5 protein-coding genes, 4 tRNA genes and 6 rRNA genes are annotated in these 18,584 nt (G+C 39.7%); all 15 read right to left on the bottom strand.

Features of this window, described 5'->3' with window-relative positions; genetic code table 11:
• Positions 1 to 740: 740 nt before the first annotated feature.
• Positions 741 to 849 (bottom strand): 5S ribosomal RNA (gene rrf / locus PG912_RS05385).
• A gap of 102 nt (positions 850 to 951) precedes the next feature.
• Positions 952 to 3,834: ribosomal RNA gene (locus PG912_RS05380) — 23S ribosomal RNA — on the bottom strand.
• A 228-nt stretch (positions 3,835 to 4,062) separates the two neighbouring features.
• Positions 4,063 to 4,139, bottom strand: a tRNA-Ala gene (locus tag PG912_RS05375).
• Between the two features lie 85 nt (positions 4,140 to 4,224).
• Positions 4,225 to 4,298 (bottom strand) — tRNA-Ile (locus tag PG912_RS05370).
• 82 nt (positions 4,299 to 4,380) lie between these two features.
• Positions 4,381 to 5,898 (bottom strand): 16S ribosomal RNA (locus PG912_RS05365).
• Between the two features lie 1,152 nt (positions 5,899 to 7,050).
• A 5S ribosomal RNA gene (gene rrf, locus PG912_RS05360) occupies positions 7,051 to 7,159 on the bottom strand.
• A gap of 102 nt (positions 7,160 to 7,261) precedes the next feature.
• A 23S ribosomal RNA gene (locus PG912_RS05355) occupies positions 7,262 to 10,145 on the bottom strand.
• Positions 10,146 to 10,373: 228 nt separating this feature from the next.
• Positions 10,374 to 10,450: transfer RNA gene (locus tag PG912_RS05350), tRNA-Ala, on the bottom strand.
• Positions 10,451 to 10,535: 85 nt separating this feature from the next.
• Positions 10,536 to 10,609: transfer RNA gene (locus PG912_RS05345), tRNA-Ile, on the bottom strand.
• An 82-nt stretch (positions 10,610 to 10,691) separates the two neighbouring features.
• Positions 10,692 to 12,209 (bottom strand): 16S ribosomal RNA (locus PG912_RS05340).
• The 16S, 23S and 5S rRNA genes sit together here with 4 tRNA genes alongside, the layout of an rRNA operon.
• Positions 12,210 to 13,001: 792 nt before the next feature.
• Positions 13,002 to 13,739, bottom strand: coding sequence for a DUF4294 domain-containing protein (locus tag PG912_RS05335; RefSeq protein ID WP_275688775.1), 738 nt, complete (start codon positions 13,737 to 13,739; stop codon positions 13,002 to 13,004).
• A 103-nt stretch (positions 13,740 to 13,842) separates the two neighbouring features.
• Positions 13,843 to 15,096, bottom strand: a complete 1,254-nt coding sequence (locus tag PG912_RS05330; RefSeq protein WP_275688774.1) for an aminotransferase class I/II-fold pyridoxal phosphate-dependent enzyme — start codon at positions 15,094 to 15,096, stop codon at positions 13,843 to 13,845.
• A gap of 135 nt (positions 15,097 to 15,231) precedes the next feature.
• On the bottom strand, positions 15,232 to 17,451 hold the full coding sequence (locus PG912_RS05325) for a xanthine dehydrogenase family protein molybdopterin-binding subunit (protein ID WP_275688773.1): 2,220 nt from the start codon (positions 17,449 to 17,451) through the stop codon (positions 15,232 to 15,234).
• A gap of 10 nt (positions 17,452 to 17,461) precedes the next feature.
• The gene (locus PG912_RS05320; RefSeq protein ID WP_275688772.1) at positions 17,462 to 17,923 is read right to left on the bottom strand and encodes a (2Fe-2S)-binding protein; all 462 of its coding nucleotides are present in this window, start codon (positions 17,921 to 17,923) and stop codon (positions 17,462 to 17,464) included.
• A 168-nt stretch (positions 17,924 to 18,091) separates the two neighbouring features.
• Positions 18,092 to 18,562, bottom strand: a complete 471-nt coding sequence (locus PG912_RS05315; protein ID WP_275688771.1) for a hypothetical protein — start codon at positions 18,560 to 18,562, stop codon at positions 18,092 to 18,094.
• Positions 18,563 to 18,584 lie beyond the last annotated feature (22 nt).

Genomic DNA, 18,584 nt, shown 5'->3' with positions numbered 1-18,584 from the left:
TTTGATGATATCTTAACCCTTATCTTAATGAACTTTACTAAATTCTAAACACTCGTTTTTCCCTTAGCGGGTGCAAATATAGATTCCTTTTTTAACATAACAACTACCTTTTTTGCCTTTTTTTAAAGTATTTTATCACTCCTTATTTATCAAGACTTTAACTGAATATTTAACGCTTGTTTTTTATGAAAAATACTTCAATAGGTTCATTTAATTCTTTTGAATGGTTCTCCTGGATGAGATACAGCTATTTTTTTCTATCAACATCAACTCTTATTATACCATATTCACTTATAAGAACTATAAATAAATCCAATAAAATCATGCTTTTTTAATCAAGACAAGCTTAATAAAGAGGGTAGTGTTCTTACATTGTGTTGGAAAAGGTTTATTTTAATATAAATAAAACTATTAGAAACAGTTATTATCGCCATCATTTTATTTATTTCTCCCTTGTTTATACCCATAAAACTTTGCTTAAATATTATTAAAGAGTGTTGCTTTTTATTTATTTGTTCTTTTGGGTATATAGAAAGTTCCTTTTTATCTTTAACTAGCCTATCTTCTAATATAACTTTAATAAAAACACATTCTAGAACTAGATTCAATTACTTCACTCTTGATCTATTATCCTTTTTTCCTTTTCCTAACACCCTTTCCCCTCCATCTTTCAGTTTTTTACAACTTCATTTGAGTTTAGCGCAAAAAAAACCTCAATCTTTTCAGATTGAGGTTTAAAAGAAAGGCAACGACCTACTCTCCCACCATTGGCAGTACCATCGGCGCAAATGGGCTTAACTTCTCTGTTCGGGATGGAAAGAGGTGAGCCCCATTGCGATAATCACCTTAAATCGTTCAGTATATTTCAACTGTATAAGTTAACATACTAGTAAAATCATATCGTAAATTATCAAAAGAGTTGCGCTTGCTCCCTTTCGAGAGCAAGACTTCTACATAAGCCTATGGGTTATTAGTAATACTCGGCTATGACATTACTGCCTTTACACCTGTATCCTATCAACGTGGTAATCTTCCACGACCCTTTAAAGAAATCTCATCTTGTGGTGGGTTTCGCGCTTATATGCTTTCAGCGCTTATCCCTTCCCAACGTAGCTACTCAGCAGTGCTCCTGGCGGAACAACTGATACACCAGAGGTTAGTTCAACTCTGTCCTCTCGTACTAAAGTCAAATCCACTCAAATTTCTAACGCCCACAGCAGATAGAGACCGAACTGTCTCACGACGTTCTGAACCCAGCTCGCGTGCCACTTTAATGGGCGAACAGCCCAACCCTTGGGACCTTCTCCAGCCCCAGGATGTGACGAGCCGACATCGAGGTGCCAAACCCCCCCGTCGATGTGAGCTCTTGGGGGAGATCAGCCTGTTATCCCCGGAGTACCTTTTATCCTTTGAGCGATGGCTCTTCCATGCGGAACCACCGGATCACTATGCTCTACTTTCGTACCTGATCGACCTGTATGTCTCTCAGTCAAGCTCCCTTATGCCATTGCACTCTACGCACGGTTACCAAACGTGCTGAGGGAACCTTTAGAAGCCTCCGTTACTCTTTTGGAGGCGACCACCCCAGTCAAACTACCCACCACGCACTGTTCTCATTGCTGAGTTAGATTCTAGATAAGCAAAGGGTGGTATTTCAAGGACAACTCCACAACGCCTAGCGACGCCGCTTCATAGTCTCCCACCTATCCTACACATTACTTATCCAAAACCAATACGAAGCTATAGTAAAGGTTCACGGGGTCTTTTCGTCCCGCTGCGGGTAATCGGCATCTTCACCGATACTACAATTTCACCGAGCTCATGGCTGAGACAGTGTCCAGATCGTTGCACCATTCGTGCAGGTCGGAACTTACCCGACAAGGAATTTCGCTACCTTAGGACCGTTATAGTTACGGCCGCCGTTTACTGGGGCTTCATTTCATTGCCTCGCCGAAGCTAACAACTCCACTTAACCTTCCAGCACCGGGCAGGTGTCAGGCCTTATACATCATCTTTCAATTTAGCAAAGCCCTGTGTTTTTGATAAACAGTCGCCTGGACCTTTTCACTGCGGCTCATCCGAAGATGGGCGACCCTTCTCCCGAAGTTACGGGTCGATTTTGCCTAGTTCCTTAGCCATGAATCACTCGAGCACCTTAGAATTCTCATCCCAACTACCTGTGTCGGTTTACGGTACGGGTTCTCATAATCTGAAGCTTAGAGGTTTTTCTTGGAAGCCTTTAGGCACACTATCAACGCATCCGAAGATTTGTTGTACTATCACATTTCACCTAGCTCTGCGGATTTACCTACAGTGCCAATAGCTACATGTTTCAACGAACTATTCCGTCAGTTCGCGGTGCTTTCATTACTCCGTCACCCCATCGCAATTATAAGAAGTACAGGAATATTAACCTGTTATCCATCGACTACTCCCTTCGGATTCGCCTTAGGACCCGACTAACCCTCAGCTGATTAGCATCGCTGAGGAAACCTTAGTCTTTCGGTGAGGGGGTTTCTCGCCCCCTTTATCGTTACTTATGCCTACATTTTCTTTTCTATCCGCTCCAGCATCCCTTACAGAACACCTTCGGCGCAAATAGAATGCTCCCCTACCACTTACGTGTCTTTCAACGTAAATCCATAGCTTCGGTAATATGTTTATGCCCGATTATTATCCATGCAAAACCGCTCGACTAGTGAGCTGTTACGCACTCTTTAAATGAATGGCTGCTTCCAAGCCAACATCCTAGCTGTCTAAGCAGTTTCACCTCGTTAGTTCAACTTAACATATATTTGGGGACCTTAGCTGATGGTCTGGGTTCTTTCCCTCTCGGACATGGACCTTAGCACCCATGCCCTCACTGCTGAGTAACATTTTATAGCATTCGGAGTTTGTCAGGAATTGGTAGGCGGTGAAGCCCCCGCATCCAATCAGTAGCTCTACCTCTATAAAACTTTCGCTCAACGCTGCACCTAAATGCATTTCGGGGAGTACGAGCTATTTCCGAGTTTGATTGGCCTTTCACCCCTACCCACAGGTCATCCAAAAACTTTTCAACGTTTACTGGTTCGATCCTCCACTGTATGTTACTACAGCTTCAACCTGCCCATGGGTAGATCACTCGGTTTCGCGTCTACTACTACTAACTATGGTCGCCCTATTCAGACTCGCTTTCGCTTCGGCTCCGGACCTTAAATCCTTAACCTTGCTAGTAACAGTAACTCGTAGGCTCATTATGCAAAAGGCACGCCGTCACACAGTTAATGTGCTCCGACCGCTTGTAGGCGTACGGTTTCAGGTTCTATTTCACTCCCTTACTTAGGGTTCTTTTCACCTTTCCCTCACGGTACTAGTTCACTATCGGTCTTTCAGGAGTATTTAGCCTTACCGGATGGTCCCGGTGGATTCATACAGGATTACTCGTGTCCCGCACTACTCAGGGTACTGCTATATCTTCTTCGCTTACCTATACGAGACTATCACTCTCTTCGGTTTGTCTTTCCAGACAATTCTAGTTCACTTAGATTCTAATGTCGCAGCCCTACAACCCCACATTTGCCGTAACAAATATGGTTTGGGCTAATCCGCGTTCGCTCGCCACTACTAACGGAATCACTATTGTTTTCTCTTCCTCCGGTTACTTAGATGTTTCAGTTCACCGGGTTTGCCCCTCTTACGAGGTGATATGTCTTCAACATACCGGGTTGCCCCATTCGGAAATTAACGGATCATAAAATATGTGCTTCTCCCCGTTACTTATCGCAGCTTATCGCGTCCTTCATCGCCTCTGAAAGCCTAGGCATCCGCCATACGCCCTTATTTAGCTTATTGTACTTTTTGCTCTAAATATTACTATTTAGAACGAGCTCTTTATAATTATTTATTTTTATAAAAATATTGTTGTTAATCCGAAGATTAACTTCTCTATCTTGATTTCTTTACGATATCATTTTACCAATATGTCAATGAACATTGCGAATCGCAATTGATATGTATTTTATCAAATTGATTCTTATAGCACTCTGAAACAATTTTAATAAATTGCCTCCAGGTGCTACCTGGTGGAGAATATCGGAGTCGAACCGATGACCTCTTGCGTGCAAGGCAAGCGCTCTAGCCAACTGAGCTAATCCCCCATTATAAAACTCTAGATTACTATCCAGATTTGAATGTCGAATCCTCTTGTTTCCAGAATTTCCTTTCTAATAACTTGCCTTTTTGTAGTCTCAGGCAGACTCGAACTGCCGACCTCTACATTATCAGTGTAGCGCTCTAACCAGCTGAGCTATGAGACTATAATAGCTTGTTATTAGTGTTTTTTTAAAATTAACAGCAAAGAGTAAAATTTCCCTTTTGTAACTCACCATCTTTCTCTAGAAAGGAGGTGTTCCAGCCGCACCTTCCGGTACGGCTACCTTGTTACGACTTAGCCCTAGTTACCAGTTTTACCCTAGGTCGCTCCTTGCGGTAACGAACTTCAGGCACCCCCAGCTTCCATGGCTTGACGGGCGGTGTGTACAAGGCTCGGGAACGTATTCACCGGATCATGGCTGATATCCGATTACTAGCGATTCCAGCTTCACGGAGTCGAGTTGCAGACTCCGATCCGAACTGTGATATGGTTTATAGATTCGCTCCTATTCGCATAGTGGCTGCTCATTGTCCATACCATTGTAGCACGTGTGTAGCCCAGGACGTAAGGGCCGTGATGATTTGACGTCATCCCCACCTTCCTCACGGTTTGCACCGGCAGTCTCGCTAGAGTCCTCAGCATGACCTGTTAGCAACTAACAATAGGGGTTGCGCTCGTTATAGGACTTAACCTGACACCTCACGGCACGAGCTGACGACAACCATGCAGCACCTTGTAAAGTGTCCGAAGAAAAAGCTATCTCTAGCCCTGTCACTCTACATTTAAGCCCTGGTAAGGTTCCTCGCGTATCATCGAATTAAACCACATGCTCCACCGCTTGTGCGGGCCCCCGTCAATTCCTTTGAGTTTCAGTCTTGCGACCGTACTCCCCAGGTGGGATACTTATCACTTTCGCTTAGTCACTGAGAATAAACCCAACAACTAGTATCCATCGTTTACGGCGTGGACTACCAGGGTATCTAATCCTGTTCGCTCCCCACGCTTTCGTCCATGAGCGTCAGTATATACGTAGTAGACTGCCTTCGCAATCGGTATTCTAAGTAATATCTATGCATTTCACCGCTACACTACTTATTCTATCTACTTCCGTATAACTCAAGTCAACCAGTATCAAAGGCAGTTCCGTCGTTGAGCGACGGGATTTCACCTCTGACTTAATTGACCGCCTGCGAACCCTTTAAACCCAATGATTCCGGATAACGCTTGGATCCTCCGTATTACCGCGGCTGCTGGCACGGAGTTAGCCGATCCTTATTCTTACAGTACCGTCAAGTTCCCTCACGAGGGAATGTTTCTTCCTGTATAAAAGCAGTTTACAACCCATAGGGCAGTCATCCTGCACGCGGCATGGCTGGTTCAGAGTTGCCTCCATTGACCAATATTCCTCACTGCTGCCTCCCGTAGGAGTCTGATCCGTGTCTCAGTACCAGTGTGGGGGATAATCCTCTCAGACCCCCTACCTATCGTTGCCATGGTAAGCCGTTACCTTACCATCTAGCTAATAGGACGCATAGTCATCTTGTACCTATAAATATTTAATATAAAAGAGATGCCTCTTCTATACATTATGGAGTGTTAATCTTCATTTCTAAAGGCTATCCTCCTGTACAAGGCAGATTCTATACGCGTTACGCACCCGTTCGCCGGTCGTCATCTGTGCAAGCACAACGTTACCCCTCGACTTGCATGTGTTAAGCCTGCCGCTAGCGTTCATCCTGAGCCAGGATCAAACTCTTCATTGTATATTTTAAATAATATTAATGAATAAGTTTCAAAAGAATTTGTTCTAACGAATTAGAACGTGGTTATTCTACTCTTTGTTTACGCTGTCAATTTCAATATTTTCAATGAACTTGGCAAGTCGCCAATGACAAGTATTATCTCATCTCTTTAACTCAACCCTCTTGTAGAAATGCTAGATTCGAACTAACTGATTCTTATTACAAAATCATTCCAAAATTTCTCTGATCGCTTCACTCTCTTAAAGCGGTTGCAAATCTATAAACTTTTCTAAAACTGACAAAAATTTTTTGAAGTTTTTTTTAGTTTAATTTTTGCTGGATTTTAATGAACTCCCGTATTTAAAACGGACTGCAAAGATACTCTCTTTCTTTCGATTTAAACAAGTAAAAATTAACTTATTTTTTACCTTTTTTTGATGATATCTTAACCCTTATCTTAATGAACTTTACTAAATTCTAAACACTCGTTTTTCCCTTAGCGGGTGCAAATATAGATTCCTTTTTTAACATAACAACTACCTTTTTTGCCTTTTTTTAAAGTATTTTATCACTCCTTATTTATCAAGACTTTAACTGAATATTTAACGCTTGTTTTTTATGAAAAATACTTCAATAGGTTCATTTAATTCTTTTGAATGGTTCTCCTGGATGAGATACAGCTATTTTTTTCTATCAACATCAACTCTTATTATACCATATTCACTTATAAGAACTATAAATAAATCCAATAAAATCATGCTTTTTTAATCAAGACAAGCTTAATAAAGAGGGTAGTGTTCTTACATTGTGTTGGAAAAGGTTTATTTTAATATAAATAAAACTATTAGAAACAGTTATTATCGCCATCATTTTATTTATTTCTCCCTTGTTTATACCCATAAAACTTTGCTTAAATATTATTAAAGAGTGTTGCTTTTTATTTATTTGTTCTTTTGGGTATATAGAAAGTTCCTTTTTATCTTTAACTAGCCTATCTTCTAATATAACTTTAATAAAAACACATTCTAGAACTAGATTCAATTACTTCACTCTTGATCTATTATCCTTTTTTCCTTTTCCTAACACCCTTTCCCCTCCATCTTTCAGTTTTTTACAACTTCATTTGAGTTTAGCGCAAAAAAAACCTCAATCTTTTCAGATTGAGGTTTAAAAGAAAGGCAACGACCTACTCTCCCACCATTGGCAGTACCATCGGCGCAAATGGGCTTAACTTCTCTGTTCGGGATGGAAAGAGGTGAGCCCCATTGCGATAATCACCTTAAATCGTTCAGTATATTTCAACTGTATAAGTTAACATACTAGTAAAATCATATCGTAAATTATCAAAAGAGTTGCGCTTGCTCCCTTTCGAGAGCAAGACTTCTACATAAGCCTATGGGTTATTAGTAATACTCGGCTATGACATTACTGCCTTTACACCTGTATCCTATCAACGTGGTAATCTTCCACGACCCTTTAAAGAAATCTCATCTTGTGGTGGGTTTCGCGCTTATATGCTTTCAGCGCTTATCCCTTCCCAACGTAGCTACTCAGCAGTGCTCCTGGCGGAACAACTGATACACCAGAGGTTAGTTCAACTCGATCCTCTCGTACTAAAGTCAAATCCACTCAAATTTCTAACGCCCACAGCAGATAGAGACCGAACTGTCTCACGACGTTCTGAACCCAGCTCGCGTGCCACTTTAATGGGCGAACAGCCCAACCCTTGGGACCTTCTCCAGCCCCAGGATGTGACGAGCCGACATCGAGGTGCCAAACCCCCCCGTCGATGTGAGCTCTTGGGGGAGATCAGCCTGTTATCCCCGGAGTACCTTTTATCCTTTGAGCGATGGCTCTTCCATGCGGAACCACCGGATCACTATGCTCTACTTTCGTACCTGATCGACCTGTATGTCTCTCAGTCAAGCTCCCTTATGCCATTGCACTCTACGCACGGTTACCAAACGTGCTGAGGGAACCTTTAGAAGCCTCCGTTACTCTTTTGGAGGCGACCACCCCAGTCAAACTACCCACCACGCACTGTTCTCATTGCTGAGTTAGATTCTAGATAAGCAAAGGGTGGTATTTCAAGGACAACTCCACAACGCCTAGCGACGCCGCTTCATAGTCTCCCACCTATCCTACACATTACTTATCCAAAACCAATACGAAGCTATAGTAAAGGTTCACGGGGTCTTTTCGTCCCGCTGCGGGTAATCGGCATCTTCACCGATACTACAATTTCACCGAGCTCATGGCTGAGACAGTGTCCAGATCGTTGCACCATTCGTGCAGGTCGGAACTTACCCGACAAGGAATTTCGCTACCTTAGGACCGTTATAGTTACGGCCGCCGTTTACTGGGGCTTCATTTCATTGCCTCGCCGAAGCTAACAACTCCACTTAACCTTCCAGCACCGGGCAGGTGTCAGGCCTTATACATCATCTTTCAATTTAGCAAAGCCCTGTGTTTTTGATAAACAGTCGCCTGGACCTTTTCACTGCGGCTTCATCCGAAGATGGGCGACCCTTCTCCCGAAGTTACGGGTCGATTTTGCCTAGTTCCTTAGCCATGAATCACTCGAGCACCTTAGAATTCTCATCCCAACTACCTGTGTCGGTTTACGGTACGGGTTCTCATAATCTGAAGCTTAGAGGTTTTTCTTGGAAGCCTTTAGGCACACTATCAACGCATCCGAAGATTTGTTGTACTATCACATTTCACCTAGCTCTGCGGATTTACCTACAGTGCCAATAGCTACATGTTTCAACGAACTATTCCGTCAGTTCGCGGTGCTTTCATTACTCCGTCACCCCATCGCAATTATAAGAAGTACAGGAATATTAACCTGTTATCCATCGACTACTCCCTTCGGATTCGCCTTAGGACCCGACTAACCCTCAGCTGATTAGCATCGCTGAGGAAACCTTAGTCTTTCGGTGAGGGGGTTTCTCGCCCCCTTTATCGTTACTTATGCCTACATTTTCTTTTCTATCCGCTCCAGCATCCCTTACAGAACACCTTCGGCGCAAATAGAATGCTCCCCTACCACTTACGTGTCTTTCAACGTAAATCCATAGCTTCGGTAATATGTTTATGCCCGATTATTATCCATGCAAAACCGCTCGACTAGTGAGCTGTTACGCACTCTTTAAATGAATGGCTGCTTCCAAGCCAACATCCTAGCTGTCTAAGCAGTTTCACCTCGTTAGTTCAACTTAACATATATTTGGGGACCTTAGCTGATGGTCTGGGTTCTTTCCCTCTCGGACATGGACCTTAGCACCCATGCCCTCACTGCTGAGTAACATTTTATAGCATTCGGAGTTTGTCAGGAATTGGTAGGCGGTGAAGCCCCCGCATCCAATCAGTAGCTCTACCTCTATAAAACTTTCGCTCAACGCTGCACCTAAATGCATTTCGGGGAGTACGAGCTATTTCCGAGTTTGATTGGCCTTTCACCCCTACCCACAGGTCATCCAAAAACTTTTCAACGTTTACTGGTTCGATCCTCCACTGTATGTTACTACAGCTTCAACCTGCCCATGGGTAGATCACTCGGTTTCGCGTCTACTACTACTAACTATGGTCGCCCTATTCAGACTCGCTTTCGCTTCGGCTCCGGACCTTAAATCCTTAACCTTGCTAGTAACAGTAACTCGTAGGCTCATTATGCAAAAGGCACGCCGTCACACAGTTAATGTGCTCCGACCGCTTGTAGGCGTACGGTTTCAGGTTCTATTTCACTCCCTTACTTAGGGTTCTTTTCACCTTTCCCTCACGGTACTAGTTCACTATCGGTCTTTCAGGAGTATTTAGCCTTACCGGATGGTCCCGGTGGATTCATACAGGATTACTCGTGTCCCGCACTACTCAGGGTACTGCTATATCTTCTTCGCTTACCTATACGAGACTATCACTCTCTTCGGTTTGTCTTTCCAGACAATTCTAGTTCACTTAGATTCTAATGTCGCAGCCCTACAACCCCACATTTGCCGTAACAAATATGGTTTGGGCTAATCCGCGTTCGCTCGCCACTACTAACGGAATCACTATTGTTTTCTCTTCCTCCGGTTACTTAGATGTTTCAGTTCACCGGGTTTGCCCCTCTTACGAGGTGATATGTCTTCAACATACCGGGTTGCCCCATTCGGAAATTAACGGATCATAAAATATGTGCTTCTCCCCGTTACTTATCGCAGCTTATCGCGTCCTTCATCGCCTCTGAAAGCCTAGGCATCCGCCATACGCCCTTATTTAGCTTATTGTACTTTTTGCTCTAAATATTACTATTTAGAACGAGCTCTTTATAATTATTTATTTTTATAAAAATATTGTTGTTAATCCGAAGATTAACTTCTCTATCTTGATTTCTTTACGATATCATTTTACCAATATGTCAATGAACATTGCGAATCGCAATTGATATGTATTTTATCAAATTGATTCTTATAGCACTCTGAAACAATTTTAATAAATTGCCTCCAGGTGCTACCTGGTGGAGAATATCGGAGTCGAACCGATGACCTCTTGCGTGCAAGGCAAGCGCTCTAGCCAACTGAGCTAATCCCCCATTATAAAACTCTAGATTACTATCCAGATTTGAATGTCGAATCCTCTTGTTTCCAGAATTTCCTTTCTAATAACTTGCCTTTTTGTAGTCTCAGGCAGACTCGAACTGCCGACCTCTACATTATCAGTGTAGCGCTCTAACCAGCTGAGCTATGAGACTATAATAGCTTGTTATTAGTGTTTTTTTAAAATTAACAGCAAAGAGTAAAATTTCCCTTTTGTAACTCACCATCTTTCTCTAGAAAGGAGGTGTTCCAGCCGCACCTTCCGGTACGGCTACCTTGTTACGACTTAGCCCTAGTTACCAGTTTTACCCTAGGTCGCTCCTTGCGGTAACGAACTTCAGGCACCCCCAGCTTCCATGGCTTGACGGGCGGTGTGTACAAGGCTCGGGAACGTATTCACCGGATCATGGCTGATATCCGATTACTAGCGATTCCAGCTTCACGGAGTCGAGTTGCAGACTCCGATCCGAACTGTGATATGGTTTATAGATTCGCTCCTATTCGCATAGTGGCTGCTCATTGTCCATACCATTGTAGCACGTGTGTAGCCCAGGACGTAAGAGCCGTGATGATTTGACGTCATCCCCACCTTCCTCACGGTTTGCACCGGCAGTCTCGCTAGAGTCCTCAGCATGACCTGTTAGCAACTAACAATAGGGGTTGCGCTCGTTATAGGACTTAACCTGACACCTCACGGCACGAGCTGACGACAACCATGCAGCACCTTGTAAAGTGTCCGAAGAAAAAGCTATCTCTAGCCCTGTCACTCTACATTTAAGCCCTGGTAAGGTTCCTCGCGTATCATCGAATTAAACCACATGCTCCACCGCTTGTGCGGGCCCCCGTCAATTCCTTTGAGTTTCAGTCTTGCGACCGTACTCCCCAGGTGGGATACTTATCACTTTCGCTTAGTCACTGAGAATAAACCCAACAACTAGTATCCATCGTTTACGGCGTGGACTACCAGGGTATCTAATCCTGTTCGCTCCCCACGCTTTCGTCCATGAGCGTCAGTATATACGTAGTAGACTGCCTTCGCAATCGGTATTCTAAGTAATATCTATGCATTTCACCGCTACACTACTTATTCTATCTACTTCCGTATAACTCAAGTCAACCAGTATCAAAGGCAGTTCCGTCGTTGAGCGACGGGATTTCACCTCTGACTTAATTGACCGCCTGCGGACCCTTTAAACCCAATGATTCCGGATAACGCTTGAATCCTCCGTATTACCGCGGCTGCTGGCACGGAGTTAGCCGGTCCTTATTCTTACAGTACCGTCAAGTTCCCTCACGAGGGAATGTTTCTTCCTGTATAAAAGCAGTTTACAACCCATAGGGCAGTCATCCTGCACGCGGCATGGCTGGTTCAGAGTTGCCTCCATTGACCAATATTCCTCACTGCTGCCTCCCGTAGGAGTCTGGTCCGTGTCTCAGTACCAGTGTGGGGGATAATCCTCTCAGACCCCCTACCTATCGTTGCCATGGTAAGCCGTTACCTTACCATCTAGCTAATAGGACGCATAGTCATCTTGTACCTATAAATATTTAATATAAAAGAGATGCCTCTTCTATACATTATGGAGTGTTAATCTTCATTTCTAAAGGCTATCCTCCTGTACAAGGCAGATTCTATACGCGTTACGCACCCGTTCGCCGGTCGTCATCTGTGCAAGCACAATGTTACCCCTCGACTTGCATGTGTTAAGCCTGCCGCTAGCGTTCATCCTGAGCCAGGATCAAACTCTTCATTGTATATTTTAAATAATATTAATGAATAAGTTTCAAAAGAATTTGTTCTAACGAATTAGAACGTGGTTATTCTACTCTTTGTTTACGCTGTCAATTTCAATATTTTCAATGAACTTGGCAAGTCGCCAATGACAAGTATTATCTCATCTCTTTAACTCAACCTTCTTGTAGAAATGCTAGATTCGAACTAACTGATTCTTATTACAAAATCATTCCAAAATTTCTCTGATCGCTTCACTCTCTTAAAGCGGTTGCAAATCTATAAACTTTTCTAAAACTGACAAAACTTTTTTGAAGTTATTTTAAAGTTATTTTTTACTGGATTTTAATGAACCTCCGCATTTAAAACGGACTGCAAAGACACTCTCTTTCTTTCGATTTAAACAAGTAAAAATTAACTTATTTTTTACCTTTTTTTGATGATATCTTAACCCTTATCTTAATGAACTTTGCTAAGTTCTAAATACTCGTTTTTCCCTTAGCGGGTGCAAATATAGATTCCTTTTTTAACATAACAACTACCTTTTTTACCTTTTTTTTAAAGTATTTTATTATCGCTGTTATACAACTACTTAACAACTGTTTTAATCTTGTCTTTTATGGTTTTGTTCTTATATTGTTAATGAATTGTGCTCTTCGCGTGAGGGATTGAACATTTCGACTATGCTCAATACAGGCTCTCTGTTTGAGCTCTTTTTACCATTTTCAGTAAAAAAGCGAGTAGTGAAAGCCCGACAATTTTAAAGAAATTGACACGCCATGAAACTTTTTAAGCTTCATAACAAATCCCTTTAATTACTTTTTCTTGCTTTTATTTTTTCTCGCTCGCTTTTTTTGCTGCTTTGCAAACATCTTCTTATAAAACTCTACATTTACAACACCTCGCCCTTTTGATACTATCGATAAATACTCTTTTTTTAATTTTGACTCTTGATATTCTAATTTTTCATCGATAAAAGCCCGTTGTAAGACATCTTCTATTAAAAAATCTTCGTTTTCTTTTTCAGGAAAGTATTCAGACTTTAATGATAACTTAAACATATTGGCTGTTGCATTATACCAAAAAGCTTTCCAACCACTTCGCAACTCTTTTATATTATTAAATGCTGTTTTACCTGATTGCCGATGAATTAACTTTAACAACAACCTTCCTTCTGTTCTTGTTAATTTTTTTAATGGTTTTGTTAATTCTTTTTCTAAATATTTTTGTGTTTTTTTAATATACTTTCTTTTCTTTCTCTTCGATTTTATTTTTGTTAGACGCAGTGCTACACTGTCTATTCTTTTTGTAGCTAATACAGCATAGGGATATGCTTTAAATACTTTTCGTCGGAACCAAAAATAATAACGGGCATCTGACTTATCTTTATATTTATGTTTTGGTAAAATAGCAACTTCGTTTAATGCTATCATTAAACTGTCTCCGTCTTTTATTAAAAAATACTCATCATTAAAGTTTGGGAGCGTATCTTTTATTTGACCTATCGAAATAGTAACAAAGAACATTATATATAAGTGTAAAATTTTTTTCATTTTTTCTATTTATCTAAAAGACACCCAAATGTATTCGTTTCTTTTTTAAAACAAAAAAACTCATGAAATATTTCATGAGTTTTTTTGTTTCAATCTTAATTTATTACTCAGCCATTATAGCTTCTGCAACTTTTTTATACGTTCCGTTTTCTAATTTTTCTCTTATTCCTGTAAATGCAACAATTGTTTCATCCACATCTACTTGTGTATGCCTTGCTGTTGGTATTAATCTTAAAATAATTAATCCTTTAGGAATTACTGGATATACTACAATTGAACAAAACACCCCATGGTTTTCACGTAAATCTTGTACCATTGCCATTGCTTCTGGAATTTCTCCTTTTAAAAACACGGGTGTGATACAGGTTTGCGTTGTTCCTAAGTCGAAACCAGCATTACGTAAACCAGATTGTAAAGAGTTTGTAATTTTCCACAAGTTCTCTTTTAACTCAGGCATTGTACGCATCATATCTAAACGTTTTAATGCTCCTTTTACCATTGGCATTGGTAGAGATTTAGCAAACATTTGAGACCTCATGTTGTATTGTAAATACTGTACTACATCTTTGTCTCCTGCAAAAAAAGCTCCAATACCAGCCATAGATTTTGCAAATGTTGCAAAATACACATCGATACCATCCTGAACACCTTGCTCAAAACCAGTTCCTTTACCTCCTTCACCTAGGGTTCCGAAACCATGAGCATCGTCGACTAAAATTCTGAAGTTATATTTTTCTTTTAATGCTATAATTTCTTTTAAACGACCTTGTTCACCACGCATACCAAAAACACCTTCTGAAACTAATAGAATTCCACCACCAGTTTTTTCAGCCATTCTTGTAGCTCTTTTTAAGTTTTTCTCACAACTTTCGATATCGTTATGACGATAAACAAAACGCTTACCTGAATGTAAACGAACTCCGTCTATAATACATGCATGCGTATCCATGTCATATACAATAATATCATCTTTATTAACCAAAGCATCGATAGCCGAAACCATTCCTTGATATCCGAAGTTTACTAAATATGCTGCTTCTTTATCTACAAATTCAGCACATTCTTGCTCTAATTGCTCATGATATTTAGTGTGACCTGACATCATACGAGCTCCCATTGGGTATGCTAATCCGTCAGTTGAAGCTGATTCTCCATCTACTTTTAATACTTCTGGATGATTTGCTAATCCTAAATAATCATTAATACTCCAAGTAATTACTTTCTTACCATTAAAAGACATTCTGTTAGAAATTGGTCCTTCTAATTTAGGAAACACAAAATAACCTTCTGCTTTATCTGCCCATTTTCCTAAAGGCTCTTTATCTTCTTTAATTCTTTCAAATAAATCTTTTACCATTATTACTTTTGTAATTTTATATATTGCGAAAATAATGCTTTTTCACAGATTTTCAAAATTGATAGCTACTTGATTAAGCAGCAAAAAAAAGACATCAAATTATGACATCTTTCTTTTTTAATTATTATAATTAAACTACCCTTTCACTCCCTCACTTAACTCATTGACAAACGGCTGCTTATATAACCTTTTACCCAATGCTTTATAAATTGCATTTGCAACAGCACCACCTGCTGGTGGCAAACCTGGTTCTCCTAAACCTGTAGGAGACAATTGGTTTTCGACAAAGTGCACGTCTACCTTAGGAGTTTCATTCATTCTTATTAATCGATAAGTATCAAAATTTTTGTTGGATGGTTTTCCGTTATCAAAAGCTAAATCACCATACATTGCATGTCCGATTCCGTCGATTACACCACCTTGTACCTGATTTATAGCTCCGGTTGGATTTACAACTATTCCACAATCAACCGCTGCAACTACTTTTGTAACTACAGGTAAACCATTTTTTAAGATTACCTCGGCAACTTCAGCAACATGGGTATTATGACTATAATATGCTGAAAAACCTTGATAAACGCCTTCTTTCGCCTCTCCCCAACCGCCTTTTTCGGCAGCTAGCTTGATAGTATCTTCCATTCGTTTCCCAGAATATTCGATCTTTTTATCTTGAGTTTCTTTTACATTTTGTAATAAATCGATTCGTAATTGAACGGCATCAATATTTAATTCTGTTGCTAATTCATCAAAAAATGATTGTTCTGCAAAGGCTAAAAAATTAGTGTACGGCGCTCGCCAAGCTCCAGTTGTAATATCACTTTGATAATTCTTCGTAGATACTTTATAGCTTGGTATACATCCTGCAGGGAAAAAGTGCGGAATTGCTCCGTACATATTACTATTTACTCCCGCTTCTTTTAAATGATACCCTGTTATTTTATTGTCTTTAATTGATGCTGCAATTCGATATTTTATTGCTGGACGATAAACACCCGTAGTCATATCATCTTCTCTAGTAGATATAACTTTCACCGGTTTTTTAATTACATTAGATATTTCTGCTGCTTCATATACAAAATCACCATATAAACGACGACCAAATCCGCCCCCCATTCTTGTCATATGCACTTGAACATCGGCTAAATCTCTATTTAACATTTCTACAACAACCATCGCAGCAAATTCTGGAGTTTGTACTGGTCCTATTAAATCAATCTTTTCTGGAGTGACATTGGCGAAAAAATTCATTGGTTCTAAACAATTATGAGGTAAAAAAGGTGAATGATATGTTCTTTCAACTATTTTATCTGCTGATGCAAATGCTTTTTCAATGTTTCCATCTTCACGACGTACATCAAAATCTTTAGCATCTAAAATATCATTTAGAATTTTATCATGAGCTTCAGTATTTTCTAATTCTTTATTATTGGTCTTCCAAACAGCTTTTATAGCGTTTTTTCCTTTAATCGCTGCCCAAGTATTTTCTGCAACCACCACCACTTTATCTGTTTCAGACATTTTAAAAGTCCAATTAGATTTACCTGAATCTAAAAAACTTCTAACTTTATCTCCAATAACTATAACATCTAATACTCCTTTTACTTTTTTTGCTTCAGATGCATCAAAAGAATCTAATAATTGACCGAATGCCGGAGGTCTTAAAACTGTTGCGTATACCATTCCGGGAGCTTTATAATCTAATCCAAATAAAGGTTTACCTGTTACTATTTTTTCTAAATCTACATTGGTTGCACTCTTTCCTATAATGGTAAATTCAGAAGGCTTTTTTAAAGTTACATTTTCAGGCACATCTAAAACAGCAGCTTCTTTTACAACATCTCCATATCCTAAAGTTTCTCCTTTTGTATTTGTAATAACACCTTTTGATGCTTTACATGTTGCTGCATCTACACCCCATTTTACGGCAGCGGCATTTACTAACATTTGTTTTGTAGTAGCTCCTGTTTGTCTTAAAGCATCCCAACCAAAACGTATTGACTGACTTCCTCCTGCCAACTGACGTTGATAATTTTTAGTATCTAAAGGAGCTTGTGCTACGTGTACTTTATCCCAATCGATATCTAACTCTTCTGCAATAAGCATTGGCATTGACGTTTTTACTCCCTGCCCTATTTCGGGGTTTGGAGAGTAAATCGTAGCGTAACCTTCATCAGAAATTTTTATAAATGCGTTAAAATCGTTATAATTTAAGTTTTCTATATCGATTGATGGAGTTACATTTGGTTTACACGCTGTAAACAAGTTAAAACCAATTATAATTCCACCACTTGCTAATGCTGATGTTCTTAAAAAATTTCTTCTACTAAACGTGAATTTATTTTCTTGTGTGCTCATAGTTAAATTTTTAAGACATTTTTTTAGCGGCAATTGCTACTGCTTTTTCAATTCTATTATACGATGCGCATCTGCACAAATTACCGTGCATTGCTTCGCGAATTTCTTCTGTTGATGGCGCTGGGTTATCCTTTAAAAACGAAGCGGCAGTCATTATTTGACCAGCTTGGCAATATCCGCATTGCGGAACATCAACTTCTTTCCATGCTTCTTGTAGTGGGTGATCTGCATTTTCTGATAAACCTTCAATTGTTGTAATTTCTTCTTTATCTAACATCGACATCTTTAACTGGCAACTTCGCATTGCTGCTCCATCTACATGTACAGTACAGGCGCCACATTGTGAAATTCCACAACCAAATTTAGTACCAACCATGTCTAATTCATCTCGTAAAACCCATAATAAAGGTGTATCATCATCCGCAGTAAAAGAGCGCGATTTTCCGTTAATTTTTAAAGTATAATTTGGCATCTTGATTGTTTTAATTTTGCTCGAATAAGTTACGGAAAAAATCTATAACTTTTTTTGTTATTATTTAAGAGAGTATAAATGCCTCGCTTTACTGAATGTGAGTCTTAAATAAGTTCGGCATGACGTTATCGAGAACATTCATTGCTTCATTTTTAACATCCCATATTTTTATAATTTATCCAACTCTAAACGAAAATCATATTGTAAATCTTCGTGTAACGTTGTTATTAGTTTCTCTATCAACTTTATTTGCGCCGTTAATATATTTTGCAAACGCGGACTACTTTTTATAGAAGGCTTAAAATTTTTAAGTTTTACACAGAAGTACAAAAGCAATTCGACTTCTGTTTCTTTTTTCTTTGAAAAACGGATATACTTTTTTGTGCTTGTTAATATTTTACGTGCACTTTTTCTGATAAAAAAATAACTTTTAGTATTAATGCCATCAAATAATACATCTATTTCATTTTTTACACCTAAAACATATCTTTCTTCATCATGAGCTTCAAATAATAAATAGGTAAGTAATTCTTTATTTTCTTTTTTGAAACGCGCTAATTTTAAACACAGTTCTAACAATTCGTTAGAATTTTTATGTTTTAATTCATCTTTTAATGTTTTTACTGTAGCTGTTTCCATAGTATAATTTAAAAATTAAATA

The sequence above is a fragment of the Tenacibaculum retecalamus genome (assembly GCF_027941755.1).
Classification (GTDB): Bacteria; Bacteroidota; Bacteroidia; order Flavobacteriales; family Flavobacteriaceae; genus Polaribacter; species Polaribacter haliotis_B.
The sequence above is the reverse complement of the archived record's forward strand: the minus strand, read 5'-3'. Positions and strand labels throughout refer to the sequence as shown.